9 protein-coding genes are annotated in these 14,231 nt (G+C 64.6%); 8 read left to right on the forward strand and 1 reads right to left on the reverse strand.

The window, feature by feature from the left end:
* The first annotated feature begins 126 nt into the window (after positions 1-126).
* Together uvrA and BST28156_RS08155 are read left to right on the forward strand one after the other, a co-directional pair.
* Positions 127-6,051 (forward strand): excinuclease ABC subunit UvrA, encoded by a 5,925-nt coding sequence (gene uvrA, locus BST28156_RS08150; protein WP_012217942.1) that lies wholly within the window; start codon positions 127-129, stop codon positions 6,049-6,051.
* Positions 6,052-7,088: 1,037 nt separating this feature from the next.
* Positions 7,089-7,418 carry a hypothetical protein gene (locus BST28156_RS08155; RefSeq protein ID WP_174901967.1) on the forward strand — a complete coding sequence of 110 codons (330 nt, stop codon included), beginning with the start codon at positions 7,089-7,091 and terminating at the stop codon, positions 7,416-7,418.
* 412 nt (positions 7,419-7,830) lie between these two features.
* Here the strand turns inward: BST28156_RS08155 and BST28156_RS08160 are convergent, their stop codons facing one another.
* The gene (locus BST28156_RS08160) at positions 7,831-8,469 is read right to left on the reverse strand and encodes a hypothetical protein (RefSeq protein WP_012217945.1); all 639 of its coding nucleotides are present in this window, start codon (positions 8,467-8,469) and stop codon (positions 7,831-7,833) included.
* Positions 8,470-8,870: 401 nt separating this feature from the next.
* Here BST28156_RS08160 and BST28156_RS08165 point away from each other — a divergent pair, with 401 nt between their 5' ends.
* The 6 genes from BST28156_RS08165 to BST28156_RS08190 are packed head-to-tail and all read left to right on the forward strand — an operon-like array spanning position 8,871 to position 14,231.
* A complete protein-coding gene (locus BST28156_RS08165; RefSeq protein ID WP_012217946.1) occupies positions 8,871-9,587 on the forward strand; it encodes a VirB8 family type IV secretion system protein in 717 nt (238 codons plus the stop codon).
* The gene (locus BST28156_RS08170; protein WP_012217947.1) at positions 9,584-10,459 is read left to right on the forward strand and encodes a TrbG/VirB9 family P-type conjugative transfer protein; all 876 of its coding nucleotides are present in this window, start codon (positions 9,584-9,586) and stop codon (positions 10,457-10,459) included. Before BST28156_RS08165 ends, BST28156_RS08170 begins: the two co-directional genes overlap by 4 nt.
* Positions 10,460-10,466: 7 nt before the next feature.
* A complete protein-coding gene (locus tag BST28156_RS08175; RefSeq protein ID WP_012217948.1) occupies positions 10,467-11,741 on the forward strand; it encodes a TraB/TrbI/VirB10 family type IV secretion system protein in 1,275 nt (424 codons plus the stop codon).
* A complete protein-coding gene (locus BST28156_RS08180) occupies positions 11,738-12,544 on the forward strand; it encodes a transglycosylase SLT domain-containing protein (RefSeq protein WP_012217949.1) in 807 nt (268 codons plus the stop codon). Before BST28156_RS08175 ends, BST28156_RS08180 begins: the two co-directional genes overlap by 4 nt.
* On the forward strand, positions 12,541-13,809 hold the full coding sequence (locus BST28156_RS08185; RefSeq protein ID WP_012217950.1) for a TrbG/VirB9 family P-type conjugative transfer protein: 1,269 nt from the start codon (positions 12,541-12,543) through the stop codon (positions 13,807-13,809). Before BST28156_RS08180 ends, BST28156_RS08185 begins: the two co-directional genes overlap by 4 nt.
* Positions 13,806-14,231, forward strand: a complete 426-nt coding sequence (locus BST28156_RS08190; protein WP_012217951.1) for a lytic transglycosylase domain-containing protein — start codon at positions 13,806-13,808, stop codon at positions 14,229-14,231. Before BST28156_RS08185 ends, BST28156_RS08190 begins: the two co-directional genes overlap by 4 nt.

A 14,231-nucleotide genomic window follows, 5' to 3' on the forward strand; every position in this document is an offset into this window, starting at 1 on the left:
GGATGAATATACAGTATAGTATCCGTCGACATTGAGCCGTGCGCCGCGTCACGCGCGCGCGGCCGCGAGCGTGCGCCGCCGTCCGGCGCCGCGCACGCCGGCCAACTCTTTCCGACGGGTAATCCATTGTCATCGAGCCACCTGATCCGCATTCGCGGCGCACGCCAGCACAACCTGAAGAATCTCGATCTCGACCTGCGTACGGGCGAGATGACGGTCGTCACGGGCCCGTCGGGCTCGGGCAAGTCGAGCCTCGTGTTCGACACGCTGTATGCCGAGGGGCAGCGGCGCTACGTCGAAACGTTCAGCGCGTATGCGCGGCAGTTCCTCGACCGGATGGACCGGCCGCAGGTCGACCGCGTCGACGGCGTGCCGCCCGCGATCGCGATCGACCAGACGAACCCGGTCCGCAGTTCGCGCTCGACGGTCGGCACGATGACCGAGCTCAACGATCACCTGAAGCTGCTGTATGCGCGCGCGGCCGAGCTGTTCGACCGCAAGACCGCGCGGCCCGTGCGGCACGACACGCCCGAGACGATCCATGCGGATCTGCTCGCGCGCACGGCGGAGCACGATCCGCGGCTCGCGATCACGTTTCCGGTCGAACTGCCCGATAGCGTGACCGACGAGGAAGTCGAGCAGTGGCTGTCGGCGAGCGGCTATACGCGCGTGCAGGCGCAGCGCGAGGTCGCGTCGCCGACGGGCCCGCGCAAGGTGCTCGACGTGGTGGCCGACCGCTTCCGGCTGCATCAGGTCGAGAAGGCGCGCGCGGTCGAGGCGATCGAGGCGTCGCTGAAGCGCGGCGGCGGGCGCGTGAACGTCTACGTGCTCGCGCAGGCGCCGGAAGGCGACGGCGCGGTCGCGCGCGAACCGGAGGTCTGGCGCTTTTCGACCGGGCTGCACGATCCGGAAAGCGATCTGCGCTATGCGGAGCCGCAGGCCGCGCTGTTCTCGTTCAACTCCGCCTACGGCGCATGCGAGACGTGCCGCGGCTTCGGCCGCGTGATCGGCGTCGATCTCGGCCTCGTGATTCCCGATGCGCGCAAGACGCTGCGCGGCGGCGCGATCAAGCCGATGCAAACGCCCGCGTGGAAGGAATGCCAGGACGACCTGATGCGCTACGCGGCGAAGGCCGGCATCCGGCGCGACGTGCCGTGGTCCGAGCTCACGCCGGCCGAGCAGGACTGGGTGATCAACGGCTCGCCCGACTGGACCGGCAGCTGGCAGAGCCAGTGGTACGGCGTGCGGCGCTTCTTCGGCTATCTGGAGTCGAAGGCGTACAAGATGCACATCCGCGTGCTGCTGTCGAAGTACCGCAGCTACACGCCGTGCGAAACCTGCGGCGGCGCGCGGCTGAAGACCGAATCGCTGCTGTGGCGGCTCGGCTCGAAGGAGAACGCCGACGCCGTGCTCGCGCCGGCCGATCGCTTCATGCCGCACGGCGTCGACTGGAGCCGCGCGCAGCTCGAGGCGTTGTCGGGGCTCACCGTGCACGACCTGATGCTGCTGCCGATCGACCGCATCCGCCGCTTCTTCGACACGCTGACGCTGCCGAGCGCGTTGCTCGACGACGCGCTGAAGCTGCTGCTGGCCGAGGTGCGTACGCGGCTCAAGTATCTGTGCGACGTCGGGCTCGGCTATCTGACGCTCGACCGGCAAAGCCGCACGCTGTCCGGCGGCGAGGTGCAGCGCATCAACCTGACGACCGCGCTCGGCACGTCGCTGACCAAGACGCTGTTCGTGCTCGACGAGCCGAGCATCGGGCTACATCCGCGCGACCTGAACCGGATCGTCGAGGCGATGCAGCGGCTGCGCGATGCCGGCAACACGCTGGTCGTCGTCGAACACGATCCGTCCGTGATGCTCGCGGCCGACCGGCTGATCGACATGGGCCCCGGCCCCGGCGAGCGCGGCGGCACGATCGTCTACGACGGCACGCCGGCCGACGTGCGCGGCGCGGCCACGCTGACGGGCGAGTATCTCGGCGGCCGCCGGCAGGTCGCGCATGCGTCCCATTGGGCGCGCCGGCCGGTCGACGCGCAGACGCCGCGCATCGTGCTCGAAGGCGCGCGCGAGCACAACCTGCGCGACGTCACGGTCGAGATTCCGCTGCAGCGGCTCGTCTGCGTGACGGGCGTATCGGGGTCCGGCAAGTCGACGCTGATCCAGGACGTGCTGTATCCGGCGATCGCGCGCCAGCTCGGGCGCCCGACCGAATCGCCGGGCGCATACCGTGCGCTGTCCGGCGCCGAGCAAATCGGCGACGTCGTGTTCGTCGATCAGTCGCCGATCGGCAAGACGACACGGTCGAACCCGGCGAGCTACGTCGGCGCGTTCGACGAGATCCGCAAGCTGTTCGCGAAGGCGCCGCTCGCGCTGCAGCGCGGCTACGGCGCCGGCACGTTCAGCTTCAACTCGGGCGACGGGCGCTGCCCGACCTGCGGCGGCTCGGGCTTCGAGCACGTCGAGATGCAGTTTCTGAGCGACGTCTATCTGCGCTGTCCGGACTGCGACGGCCGGCGCTATCGCGCCGAAGTGCTCGAAGTGCGGATCGCCCGCGACGGCCGCGCGCTGAACATCGCCGACGTGCTCGACCTGACGGTCAGCGAGGCGGCCGCGTTCTTCGCGGGCGACGCGGACGTGCTGCGCGTGCTGCAGCCGATCGTCGACGTCGGCCTCGAATACGTGAAGCTCGGCCAGCCGGTGCCGACGCTGTCGGGCGGCGAAGCGCAGCGGCTCAAGCTCGCGGGCTTTCTCGCCGAATCGGCGGCGGCCGGCAACGGGCGGCGCGTGGTCACGCAGGAGGCGCGCGTCGCGCGATCGCGGCTCTTCATGTTCGACGAGCCGACCACCGGCCTGCACTTCGACGACATCGCGAAGCTGATGCAGGCGTTCGGCAAGCTGCTCGCGGCCGGCCATTCGCTGATCGTGATCGAGCACAACCTCGACGTGATCCGTGCGGCCGACTGGCTGATCGACCTCGGTCCGGAAGGCGGCGACGGCGGCGGCCTCGTGCTGTGTGCCGGTACGCCGGACGACGTGAAGGCGTGTGCCGGTTCGCATACCGGCGCGGCGCTGCGCGATTACGAGCGCGCGATGGATGCGTCGGCCGCCGAGCGGGCCGACGAAGGCGTGCCGCTGCAGGCCGCGCTCAACGCGGCACGTGCGCGGCGCGCGATCGAAGGCGAGGACGTCGTGCGCATCGTGAACGCGCGCGAGCACAACCTGAAGGCGCTCGACGTCGACATTCCGCACGGCAAGTTCAACGTGATTACCGGCGTGTCGGGGTCGGGCAAGTCGACGCTCGCGTTCGACATCCTGTTCCACGAAGGGCAGCGCCGTTATCTCGAGTCGCTGAATGCGTACGCGCGCTCGATCGTGCAGCCGGCCGGCCGCCCCGAAGTGGACGCGGTGTACGGCATTCCGCCGACCGTCGCGATCGAGCAGCGGCTGTCGCGCGGCGGCCGCAAGAGCACGGTCGCAACCACGTCCGAGGTGTGGCACTTCCTGCGGCTGCTGTACGTGAAGCTCGGCCTGCAGCACTGCGTGCACGACGGTACGCCGGTCGCGTCGCAGTCGGTCGAATCGATCGCCGCGCAGCTGCTGCGCGAGCATCGCGGCCAGCACGTCGGGCTGCTCGCGCCGCTCGTCGTGAACCGCAAGGGGCTGTATACCGATCTCGCAAAATGGGCGAAGGCGCGCGGTCACACGCATCTGCGCGTCGACGGCGAGTTCGTGCCGGTCGATCCGTGGCCGAAGCTCGATCGCTTCCGCGAACACACGATCGAACTGCCCGTCGCCGACCTCGTCGTGTCGCCGGACGACGAGGCCGAATTGCGGCAGCGTCTCGACGAGACGCTCGAGATCGGCAAGGGCGTAATGCATCTGCTTGTGCCGCTCGATGATCTGCATCACGCGATCGCCAACGGTCATTCCACCGCGCGGGTCGGCGACGTCAAGGTGCTGTCGGTCAAGCGCGCGTGCCCGGTGTGCGGCACGAGCTACCCGGAGCTCGACCCGCGGCTGTTCTCGTACAACAGCAAGCACGGCTGGTGTACGACCTGCGTCGGCACCGGGCTCGCGCTCACGCGCGAACAGCGCGCCGCGTACGACGACACGGTATTCGCCGAAGACGGCCGCGGCCGCGAACAGACGCTGCCGTCGGACGAGCAGGAACCGGAAGGCGTCGGCGAAGAGCCGTGCGCCGATTGCGGCGGCACGCGGCTGAACCCCACCGCGCGCGCGGTCACGTTCGACGGGCATCCGATCGTCGAGGTCGCGCAGTGGACGGTGTCCGATACGCGCCGCTGGATCGACGGGCTGCGGCTCGTCGGCCGCGACGCGCAGATCGCGCGCGACATCGTCAGCGAGATCGGTAGCCGGCTCGCGTTTCTCGAGGAGGTCGGGCTCGGCTATCTGAGCCTCGATCGCGCGGCGCCGAGCCTGTCGGGCGGCGAAGCGCAGCGCATCCGGCTCGCCGCGCAGCTCGGCAGCAATCTGCAGGGCGTGTGCTACGTGCTCGACGAGCCGACGATCGGCCTGCATCCGCGCGACAACCAGATCCTGCTGAATGCGCTGCGTCAGCTCGGCGACAAGGGCAATACGCTCGTCGTCGTCGAGCACGACGAGGACACGATCCGGCGCGCCGATCACATCATCGACATCGGGCCCGGCGCCGGCAAGCGCGGCGGCACGCTCGTCGCGCAGGGCAAGGTCGCCGATCTGGCCGCGCAGTCGTCGTCGCTGACGGGGCGCCTGCTCGCGCAGCCGATGGTCCATCCGCTGCAGCCGCGTCGACGCGTCGTCGCGCCGGGCCGCAGGAACGCCGAGGCGGTGCCCGGGCATTGGCTGACCGTGCATCGCGCGAACCTGCATAACCTGCGCGACGTGACGGTCGGCATTCCGCTCGCGCGGCTCGTCGCGGTGACGGGTGTCAGCGGGTCGGGCAAGTCGACGCTCGCGCGCGACGTGCTGATGACGAACCTGCTCGACGCGGTGGGCCGCTCGGTGCTGTCGTCACCGGCCGTGCGGCGCGCGCGCAAGAGCGCCGCGCAGGACGCGCCGGCCGCGAACCGCCGCGCGAGCGTGCTCGCGCGCAGTGCGCCGCGGCCCGCGCTGAACGTCGCGCACGTCTGGCAGGGGTGCGAGTCGATCGACGGCTGGCAGCATATCGACCGCGTGCTGGAAGTCGACCAGACGCCGATCGGTAAGACGCCGCGGTCCTGTCCCGCCACGTATATCGGCGTGTGGGACGCGATTCGCCGGCTTTTTGCCGACACGCTCGAAGCGCGTGCGCGCGGCTATACCGCGTCGCGGTTCTCGTTTAACACCGGCGACGGCCGCTGTCCGGCATGCGAAGGGCAGGGCGTGCGCACGATCGGGATGAGCTTCCTGCCGGACGTGAAGGTGCCGTGCGACGTGTGCCACGGGCAGCGCTTCAACCCTGAGACGCTCGCCGTCACGTGGCGCGGCCGGAACATCGGCGAGGTGCTGACGATGGAAATCGACGAGGCAGTCGAGTTCTTCGCGTCGATCACGACGATCGCGCATCCGCTGCAACTGATGAAGGACGTCGGGCTCGGCTATCTGACGCTCGGTCAGCCGTCGCCGACGCTGTCCGGCGGCGAGGCGCAGCGGATCAAGCTCGTGACCGAGCTCAGCAAGGTGCGCGACGACATCACGCGGCGCGGCCAGAAGGCGCCGCACACGCTGTACGTCCTGGACGAGCCGACGGTCGGCCTGCACATGGCCGACGTTGCGAAGCTGATTCGCGTGCTGCATCGGCTCGTCGACGGTGGGCATAGCGTCGTCGTCATCGAGCACGATCTCGACGTGATCGCCGAGGCGGACTGGATCATCGATCTCGGCCCGGAAGGCGGCGTCGGCGGCGGGACGATCGTCGCCGCTGCGCCGCCGGAGGCGCTCGTCGAGGTGGCCGCGAGCCATACAGGGCGCGCGCTTGCGCCCGTGCTCGCGCGCGAGCACGGGCAGGGGCAGCGGCACGATGAGTCGCGCGAGGTCGAGCGTGCGGACGAGGCGGGCGGGGACTGACGGCGTTGCGGCGCGGTGTGTCGATGCGGGTGTCGATGTCGGTTTCGGCATCGACATCGCATGACGTGCCGGCGCGCGAGTGCGGTTCACCTGCGCTGCGCCGTCGACGATCGAAAGCTGTACTTTTCGATCGTTCGTTTGCTTGCGATTAAGGAGACGTTAATCCGCGCCGGCCGCGCGGTTCGGCGTGCGCCAAAAAGAAAAACCCGCATGATGCGGGTTCAACGGAGTCCACGGTGCAATGGCGTCCGCACGGTATGCACACTGCACAGTCATCAATGAAGCCGCGCAGTCCCGCATCGGGCGGATTGTCTGTTCTGAATGCTTCGCACCATCGCGCCGCACTCCATGTATTGAAGTGCATCTTCCTCGTGCCAAGAACGGATGCCTTTAAGCGCCGTCTCGTCTCGTGTTCGAACGGCGCAACTTTTTGCGGAACCGCGGGACGAGCCCGTGTTCCGCTGTCGAACCCGTCGCGAACGCCGTGCGACGCAAACGTTTCACCGGCGGGTCGGCGCGTATCATAGCGCAGCGGAGAGACGCCTGACAATACGGATTCCGTGATGCCGACCTGTGCTTGTCGCGCAGTGTCGAGTGGTGCCGTTGCCAGTCGCTGCGTCGATGACGGTAAAAACAGGTCGATTAAATGCAAATCCTTCGCTAAATCACCGAAATCCCGTTCGTCCAACCGGCTTAAAATCACCGCATTATTTTGAGATACAATTCGCTCCTGTTTGGAAAATGAAAGACTGAGCGATGCATCGCGCGATGTTGGCGGGGCCGGACCTGAAAGACTTCATTGACCGAAGCCGTAATCGGGCGAAGGAACTGAACGATAAAGACAAACCCCTCCTGGAGATCATGCCGGGCCAAGGTCGTGAGCGAAATACCCACGCCGGATAAGACGCTGACCCAAGCCAGTTTGAAACTCGTGCCGACAGGCGACGCAAAGGCTTCGCGGTCGGTGAAAGCGCAGCCCAAAAGCGTGACGACCCAGCCCGCGAAGGGGTTACGCGCGAACGAGGTGACGAGGCCGCGTGCTGACCGACGTGCGCGACGAATACGTCAGCGTAGCGGGTGCGGCGCGCGACTACGGCGTCGTGGTGACGGCGGCAGTTCATGCCGATCTCGGGATCAGCGGCACAACCGTCGCCGCGACGATCGCACACACCTCGGTTTCGCGCGCGGTCAGCCGGTCGCCCGGCAGCGCGACCTGCCATTCGATTTCGGCGAGATCGGTCAACAGGCCCGGCCGCCGCCGCGCGCGCAATCAACGCGTATTCGCAGGAATGTCGGCAGACGGTCCGGATGCCGGTACTCGGCGGCGTCGAAGTTGTGTGGGTACTCGGGCGATGCTATGGCGGTGAGGGTGAGCAGATGAAGGGCATCATCGACTCGATGATCAGCACCTAGAAACTTGTCATTGAAGCCGCAGACACGGTGCGAAAGCGCTTCGCGTGTACGCGGCATCTTCAAAGGCGGATTTTGCAGACTGCCTGATCGAGCGTTCCGGTTATGCAGCCAACTGTGAGTACACAGATACCTTCGATGTGGCGGCCGCCCTGGTCGCAGGGATGCAGTTGATCAAGTAATGCGCGAAGTGCAGCATCATTAATCGGCTCGTCGCGTCATGCACATACGTCAGCAGCGTGTAGGCCGGCGCCCGGTCCTCGAACAACAGATCATCGCATAAGTCGCGGTCGGAATCCGTCACCTAAGCACTGCAGGTCGGAATTCGTCATCGTTAGGCTCGCGGGTGCTGCGTCCGGTCGGAAGATGTCACCGTTCGCGTCGCAGGCGCTTCCCGGTTAAACCGCGATCACCAGCGAGGAGAATACCGTCAGCGCATGGCGGAAGCACGGACGGAAGCATAACGTTCAGCAAACGCTGGACTAGGGCGAGGTGGGGAATCACGCGGTCGATATGTGGCCCGTCGATTATTAGATGTTTGCCGTTCGCTCCGAGCGAGATTCTCAGCTTGGCAGCATCATCGGTTTGTACGACGCCCGTAGCCAGTATCGAAATTACTTTTTTCGCTGAAGGAGTTGTGTTCGGCACTGTCAGTGCCCTCTGAACGACAACGGCCCTTCCGACCGAGTTAATCAATCGCATCGCCAGTCCTGCCGTCCGGTAGGAGATGTGGTACGGACCGCCGAATGCCGCCACCACTTCGGGAGGAAGCAAAGATGCTTGGATAGACCGTGTGACGAGCGGTTTCGACATGTTTAGATCGGCGGCAAGTTTTGCTTGACTCGGCCAAAGCTCCCGGTCTAATTGTTTGCGATAGAACTCGCCTAGCACAATGGGCGGAGAGCCGGCCCGGCGAAGATCTTCATGTCGTTCGATCGCAGCCAGGCGGTCCCGACAGATGTCTGACGCTTCAATGGCAGAACCATTGCACGAATCGAAATGGGTCATCAGAGCCAACCAGCTGTAGTCGTCAATTGTTGGCGGTTATGAGAGATGCCGCTCAACCGGTTGAGGGTGGCCTCCAGAGGCATCAAACAAGGAACTCGTGAAGATTCATGAAAAAACAATAACTTGCGGATCGTCGTTGTCCCCATGCCACCAAAGCGCTGCGTGCAACGCGTGCAACAACCGTCCGCCGATTGTATCGTTGTAGACGGAAATGCAAGTCCGAAAAGCTCGCGATTTTCATAGGGCTTTTTGCCGTTCACCCTGCAACCGGTTGCGCGCAGTGGCGCCGTGGGTCACGGCTTGCGGGCATCGCGAAAAGGTCCCCGAAATGACGGCTCTTTTCCCACGTGCCGTCGTCGCCTCGGCTGTTCCAATTGATCCGTCCCAATTGGAACTCCGTGATGCGATTCCCCCGACTCTTTCCCCGTAGCAAGAAGCAGGTCGCCTTGTCCGCGGCGCCCGGCCACTACTCGAACGACGATCCCGAAAAGATCATCTTCGATCAGGGGACGCGTCTGCGCGTCGAAGCCAATCATTGGAAGACCTTCTGCTTCATCCTCGCAATCATTGCGGGCGGAGCCGTCTACACCCGTCAGCCGCCGCCGTCTGTCGTGCGCTCGTACGGCGTCTCTTCTGACGCCGGCGGCAATCCGTTGGTCAAGCAACTGGCGGCGTATAACCCGGACGACCAGGCAAAGCGCACTGCAATCAAACAGGACGTCGAGCACTGGTTCACGATCGAGCCGGTCCTGACAGACGATATCCGTACGTCGCGCCTCGCCAAAAACATCAATGCAGTGAAGGCGAAGATGATCGGTAACGCGAAGAACCAGTTCGCGTCCTGGATCAGCGATGACAAGCCATTCGACCAGATCACGACCAACCCGAAGCTGGTGCGTGAACCCAAGGTCACCAACGTCTCACTGCTCGAGGACTCGACGGTTGTGGTCGAGTTCACAACATCGACTCGACAATCCCCGGCTGACAAGCCCGTCGAGGTGCGCTTCGCGCTGACGATGCGCTACCAGATCATCCCCCCGACTGCGGAAGACGTGCTGGGCACGAATCCCTACGGCCTTTACTACCCGTTCTTCACCCTGCAGAAAACTGGCGCATGAAACGAACACGTTCCCTCCTGGGCTGGGGCGCGCTGGCGGTGATCGCGGCATCGGCCAATGCGTTCGCAGCCAAATCTGCAGCGAACCCGATTGCCCCCGTCCCGAATTTCGATGTCGGCAGCATCATCGGCGATGCGATGAGCCCGGTGAATCCCTACAACTCTGGCGCGGATCCGATCACGATGCCGGGCGATGCACGCATGGCAGTGTTCACGTATAGCCGCGACAAGATCTTTCGGGTGATGACTGCGCCGCTGAAGCTCACGACAATTGAGCTCGAGCGCGGCGAGACCTTGGTCAGCGAGCCAGCGATGGGCGACTCCGTGCAGTGGGTTCTCGATACGGACGGCGCAAATCACGTCTACGTGAAGCCCACTAAGCCGGGCCTCGTCAACACGCTGCACCTGAGCACAAACCGGCGCGAGTACGAGCTGACGCTCGTTTCCTCCCCGTTGGGTGGCCTGTTTTATCAGAACGTGCGCTTCAGCTACGCGAACTCGCTGATGGCGAAGGTGCGGGCACGCGGCAACGCAACGGGGGAAGAACACGATACTGACCAAGGCGCCCCATCCGATTCCGGTCCTATCGGCGTATCGCCTGACAAGCTGAACTTCGAGTACACCGTCTCGGGGACGAACTCACTCAAACCCGAGACGGTCTTCGACGACGGCACGTTCATCTGGATCCGGATGCCGCCTCGCACGCCGTTTGCCGTGCCCACCATCAAGGATGGCGGTGACGTCGTCAGCCCGAACTTTATCCGCCGCGGTCCATACATTGTCATTCAGCGACTGGCCGATGAGGTCAAGCTCACGCGACCCGGCGAGGAAGTGACGATCACGCGCGGCCGGCGCGGCCTGTTCGGGTTCTGAGGGCGGTATGGCAAAGAATACAGATCCGACCAGTTCGGAAGAGAAAGCGCTGTTCAAAGGGAAAGTGCCGCGTAACGTCATGATCGCGGTCGGCGCGATTGCTGCCGTAGCTATCGGGGCGTTGGGCTTTTACACGCAAACGCAACAAGCAAACAAGGCAGAAGAGGAGGCTCTCAAAGCCAAACGTGAACGTGCGGCCGAAGCGGTCGACAAGAGCAATGGCAACAAGGCCGATGTCGATAAGATCATAGAGGAGCAGCAAGCACAAGCACGTCGACGAGCCGCCGAAGCCGCTGCGGCGGCCAGCGCAGCGGCGGCCGCGAACGTGAAGAAGCCGGCGCTGTCGGCAGATGCCGTTTTGCCGACCGGCAATACCACAGAAATCAAAGCTTCGAACGATCAGGACAGCATCTTCGTCTCGCCGATCTTCCGCGCAGGTATCAAGATCAAGGAAGGGCAAGCGCAGCAGCCGGAAGGACCTCCTGGGATCGTCACGCCGCAGCAGATGCTGCTCCAACAGGCGGCCGCGCGAGACGCCGCGATGAAAGATTCGATCGCACAGGCAGCAATGGCGGCTCGGGGTGCGCAAGGCACGAGTCCAATGACCAGCCAGCAGCGCGATAGCGCTTTCATGCACGACGTTGCGCAGTTGAGCGAAGGCGACAAGGATTTCGCGCGCGCCGGTTTCGTCGGTCAGTCGCACGGCTGTACGCTATCGCCACCCGCCAAGATTCCCGTCCTCTCCAACGAGGCGCTCAACTCGGATCGCCCGGGCACGGCTTCTTTGACCGTAGAGACGGACGTGTACGCGAACAACGGCGATGGTCGCTGCCTGGTGATTCCCTGGGGCACGACGATCGTTGCGCCGTACAGCGCCGATATTCAACCCGGCCAGGAATCAATTCTCGTGGCCGGTGCGGAAATGCGCCTGCCGAACGGAAAGCACGTGCCGCTGTACGGCGCGCAGGGTGCTGACGGCAATGGCGCGGCCGGGTTCAGTGGTCACGTGAACAACCACTTCCTCAGGATCTATTCGACATCGTTCCTGACGGCGATTCTGGTCCGTGCCTTCAGCAATAGCGATCAGAGCACGACGACTGGCCCGCTCGGTGTCACCCAAGCAGGCAGCACGGCAGGACAGATCGCGGCGCAGACAGCGCAGTCAGTGCTCGATCGCTACAAGAACATCCCGCCGACGATCACGTCGTCGCCGGGTGAGCGGCACTTCATGCTCAAGGTCAATCGCGACATGGTGCTTGAAGAGTATCGGGGGGCGCGATGATCGCGCGCGCGGCTTTTGCCCTCGCATTCGCGCTGGCGGCCTCATACGCGCAGTCGGCCGTGATCGCGCAGGTGATCAGCCCGGTAAGCGTCGTCATTCAAGACGGACAGTCACGTCGGGTCGCGATGCTACCCGGCAAGCCGGTCTATTACTGCGGCCTCGACGCTTTCATCGAATGGGCGTCGCCGCTAGTCGGACAACCTGTTCGCAGCTCCCGTGAGACGGGCATCACGGTGTCGATCGATGGGCGCGACGTCGCACTGGACGATCTGTTCATCGACCGTGGCTGGCTACAACCGCCGGTGCTGGATGACGGTGCGCAGGCGGCGCTTGTCGAGCGCCGCGGCGGATGGGCGTGCTCGCGTGCTGTCGTACCGTTCGAGTTGCTGCACACCAACGTCGATCCAAAGATTCTCGCCGGGATCGCGCTGAACGAATCGAATTACCGCGGCCGTGCATGGCCTTGGACGCTCAACGTCGCTGGGCAGGGCTACTTCTTCAAGTCTCGCGAAGAGGCGTACAAGGCGATCGAGTCTTTGCTCGCGCGCGATCGCTGCGATTTCGACGTCGGGCTGATGCAGGTGAACTGGTGCTACCACGGCAAGCGTTTTAGGTCCGCATGGGACGCGCTCGCGCCCGCGACAAATGTCGCGGTCGCCGAGGCGATCCTCACCGAGAATTTCGCGCGCACTGACTCGGTTGCGAAGGCTGTCGCGTACTACCACAGCGCGAACCCCAATCCCGGGCGCGCATACCTCGCACGGTTCGTCCAACACCTTTCCATGATCGAGGCAGGCCTGTGAAGCACACGATCAAGTTTCTCGCGTGCGCCACGTCCGCGATCGTATGCGCTACCGCATCCGCAGCGAACACCGACCCCTTCGATTTCGACTACGACATCCTCGGAGGCATTTCCGAGCGGCCGGCGCTCATCTTCAACGACGGCGAGAAGACGTATATCCAGCCGCGTGCTGGCCAGGTCATTGTCGCCGAGGGGGGCAATACCGAGGGCCCGTACGTGGTTGTGGAGGGCACGCCGTCATCGATCACGTACAAGGTTGGTGCCCATTCGGCCACGGCCCGCTGGAAGAAGGCGAACACGTTCATCGGTGCCGCCGCAGGGGGAACGGCGGCCATGAAGGACGATCAGCCAGCCGGCTTCGATGGTTTCACGAACCGCCTGGTGATGATCGGCACGCGTCCCGCTCTCGAGCCAGTTCGCCGGCTTCATGCGTCGATGACGGTTGGTGGCTTCGTCAAGGCGCTCGTCCCGCAAGGCTGGACAGGATCGGCCCAAAAGGATGTTGACCTGACGACGCCCGAAAACTTTGCCACGCGCGACGGCGAAAACTGGATGCAGGCGCTGGACCGTTTGATGACACAAGCCGGGCTGTACGCGGACGTGGACTTCACTGCGCGCCACGTGCGCTTACATCGTGACGCACCGAAATCCGCGGCGTTGAACTACGCGTCGACGAGCCGAGATGCTGACGAGGCTGGGTTGAACCGAGTCGTTGCACGGGTGACGGCCGAAGCGCCGCCGGTCTCGAGGCTGGCCGAACGATTCGGCGCGCAGGCAATTCGGGACAGCGACGACTCGCACATGCAGATTCGCTTCACGTCGAAGCCGGCGAAGACCGTTACGTTCAAGACGCCGGACGGGAAGGAGCTGCGCACCAGCTGGGATGAAAGCAAGAGCGTGATGACGATCGATCGCGCCGAGCGTTTCATCGTGGCCGACGCGACGAATCGCGTCGAAGTAACGCGTGACGCTAAGACGGTGTACGACTTTGACCAACCGAACGCGGCGAAGCTCGAGGCGGTGTTCGATCGAGACGGCCGTACCTATTTCAAGTTCGCTGGGTCCGTCGTAAGGGTCGGCGTGACCGACACGCGGAATCTGGGTATCGGCGAGCAGAAGGGGCGCTACTTCATGTTTGAAGGCACGTCGGACATGTTCACCGTGACAGCTGATGGCAACACGATTCATGTGAAGCGCCGCAAGGAAGTTGTCTACCGCGAAGTGCCGGATGCCCCGCTGCAGGCGAGCGGAGGACCGACGCCGTGATTCGCATCGCACCTATCGTCGCGGCCGTGTTGGCATTCATTGCACTACCGAGCCGTGCGGATTGCCTTGACGACGCAGCCGCCTTCCATCGCGTCAATCCGCGGCTGCTGCGGGTCATCGCGCAGCACGAGTCCGGAATGCGCCCGAATGCCGTGAACAGGAACTCGAACGGCAGCGAGGACATCGGCCTCATGCAGATCAATACGTCGTGGCTCCCCACGCTGGCGCGCTACGGCATTCGTCGTGAGCATCTCTTTAACGGGTGCGTCAGCGCCTACGTCGGCGCGTGGATCCTCGCGTCGAATGTGCGCCGCTTCGGGCCGAACTGGAAGGCCGTCGGCGCCTACAACGCGGTCACGCCGTCCAAGCAGCTGGTCTACGCCAGCGCGATCTATCGCCGCTTTATGCAACAGGGCCGGTAA

The sequence above is a fragment of the Burkholderia pseudomultivorans genome (assembly GCF_902499075.1).
GTDB lineage: Bacteria > Pseudomonadota > Gammaproteobacteria > Burkholderiales > Burkholderiaceae > Burkholderia > Burkholderia pseudomultivorans.

Bases quoted from the DNA above. Each gene is read 5' to 3' on its own strand.
- BST28156_RS08160 (WP_012217945.1), bottom strand. From the start codon at position 8,469: ATGACCCATTTCGATTCGTGCAATGGTTCTGCCATTGAAGCGTCAGAC.
- BST28156_RS08165 (WP_012217946.1), top strand. From the start codon at position 8,871: ATGCGATTCCCCCGACTCTTTCCCCGTAGCAAGAAGCAGGTCGCCTTG.
- BST28156_RS08170 (WP_012217947.1), top strand. From the start codon at position 9,584: ATGAAACGAACACGTTCCCTCCTGGGCTGGGGCGCGCTGGCGGTGATC.
- BST28156_RS08175 (WP_012217948.1), top strand. From the start codon at position 10,467: ATGGCAAAGAATACAGATCCGACCAGTTCGGAAGAGAAAGCGCTGTTC.
- BST28156_RS08180 (WP_012217949.1), top strand. From the start codon at position 11,738: ATGATCGCGCGCGCGGCTTTTGCCCTCGCATTCGCGCTGGCGGCCTCA.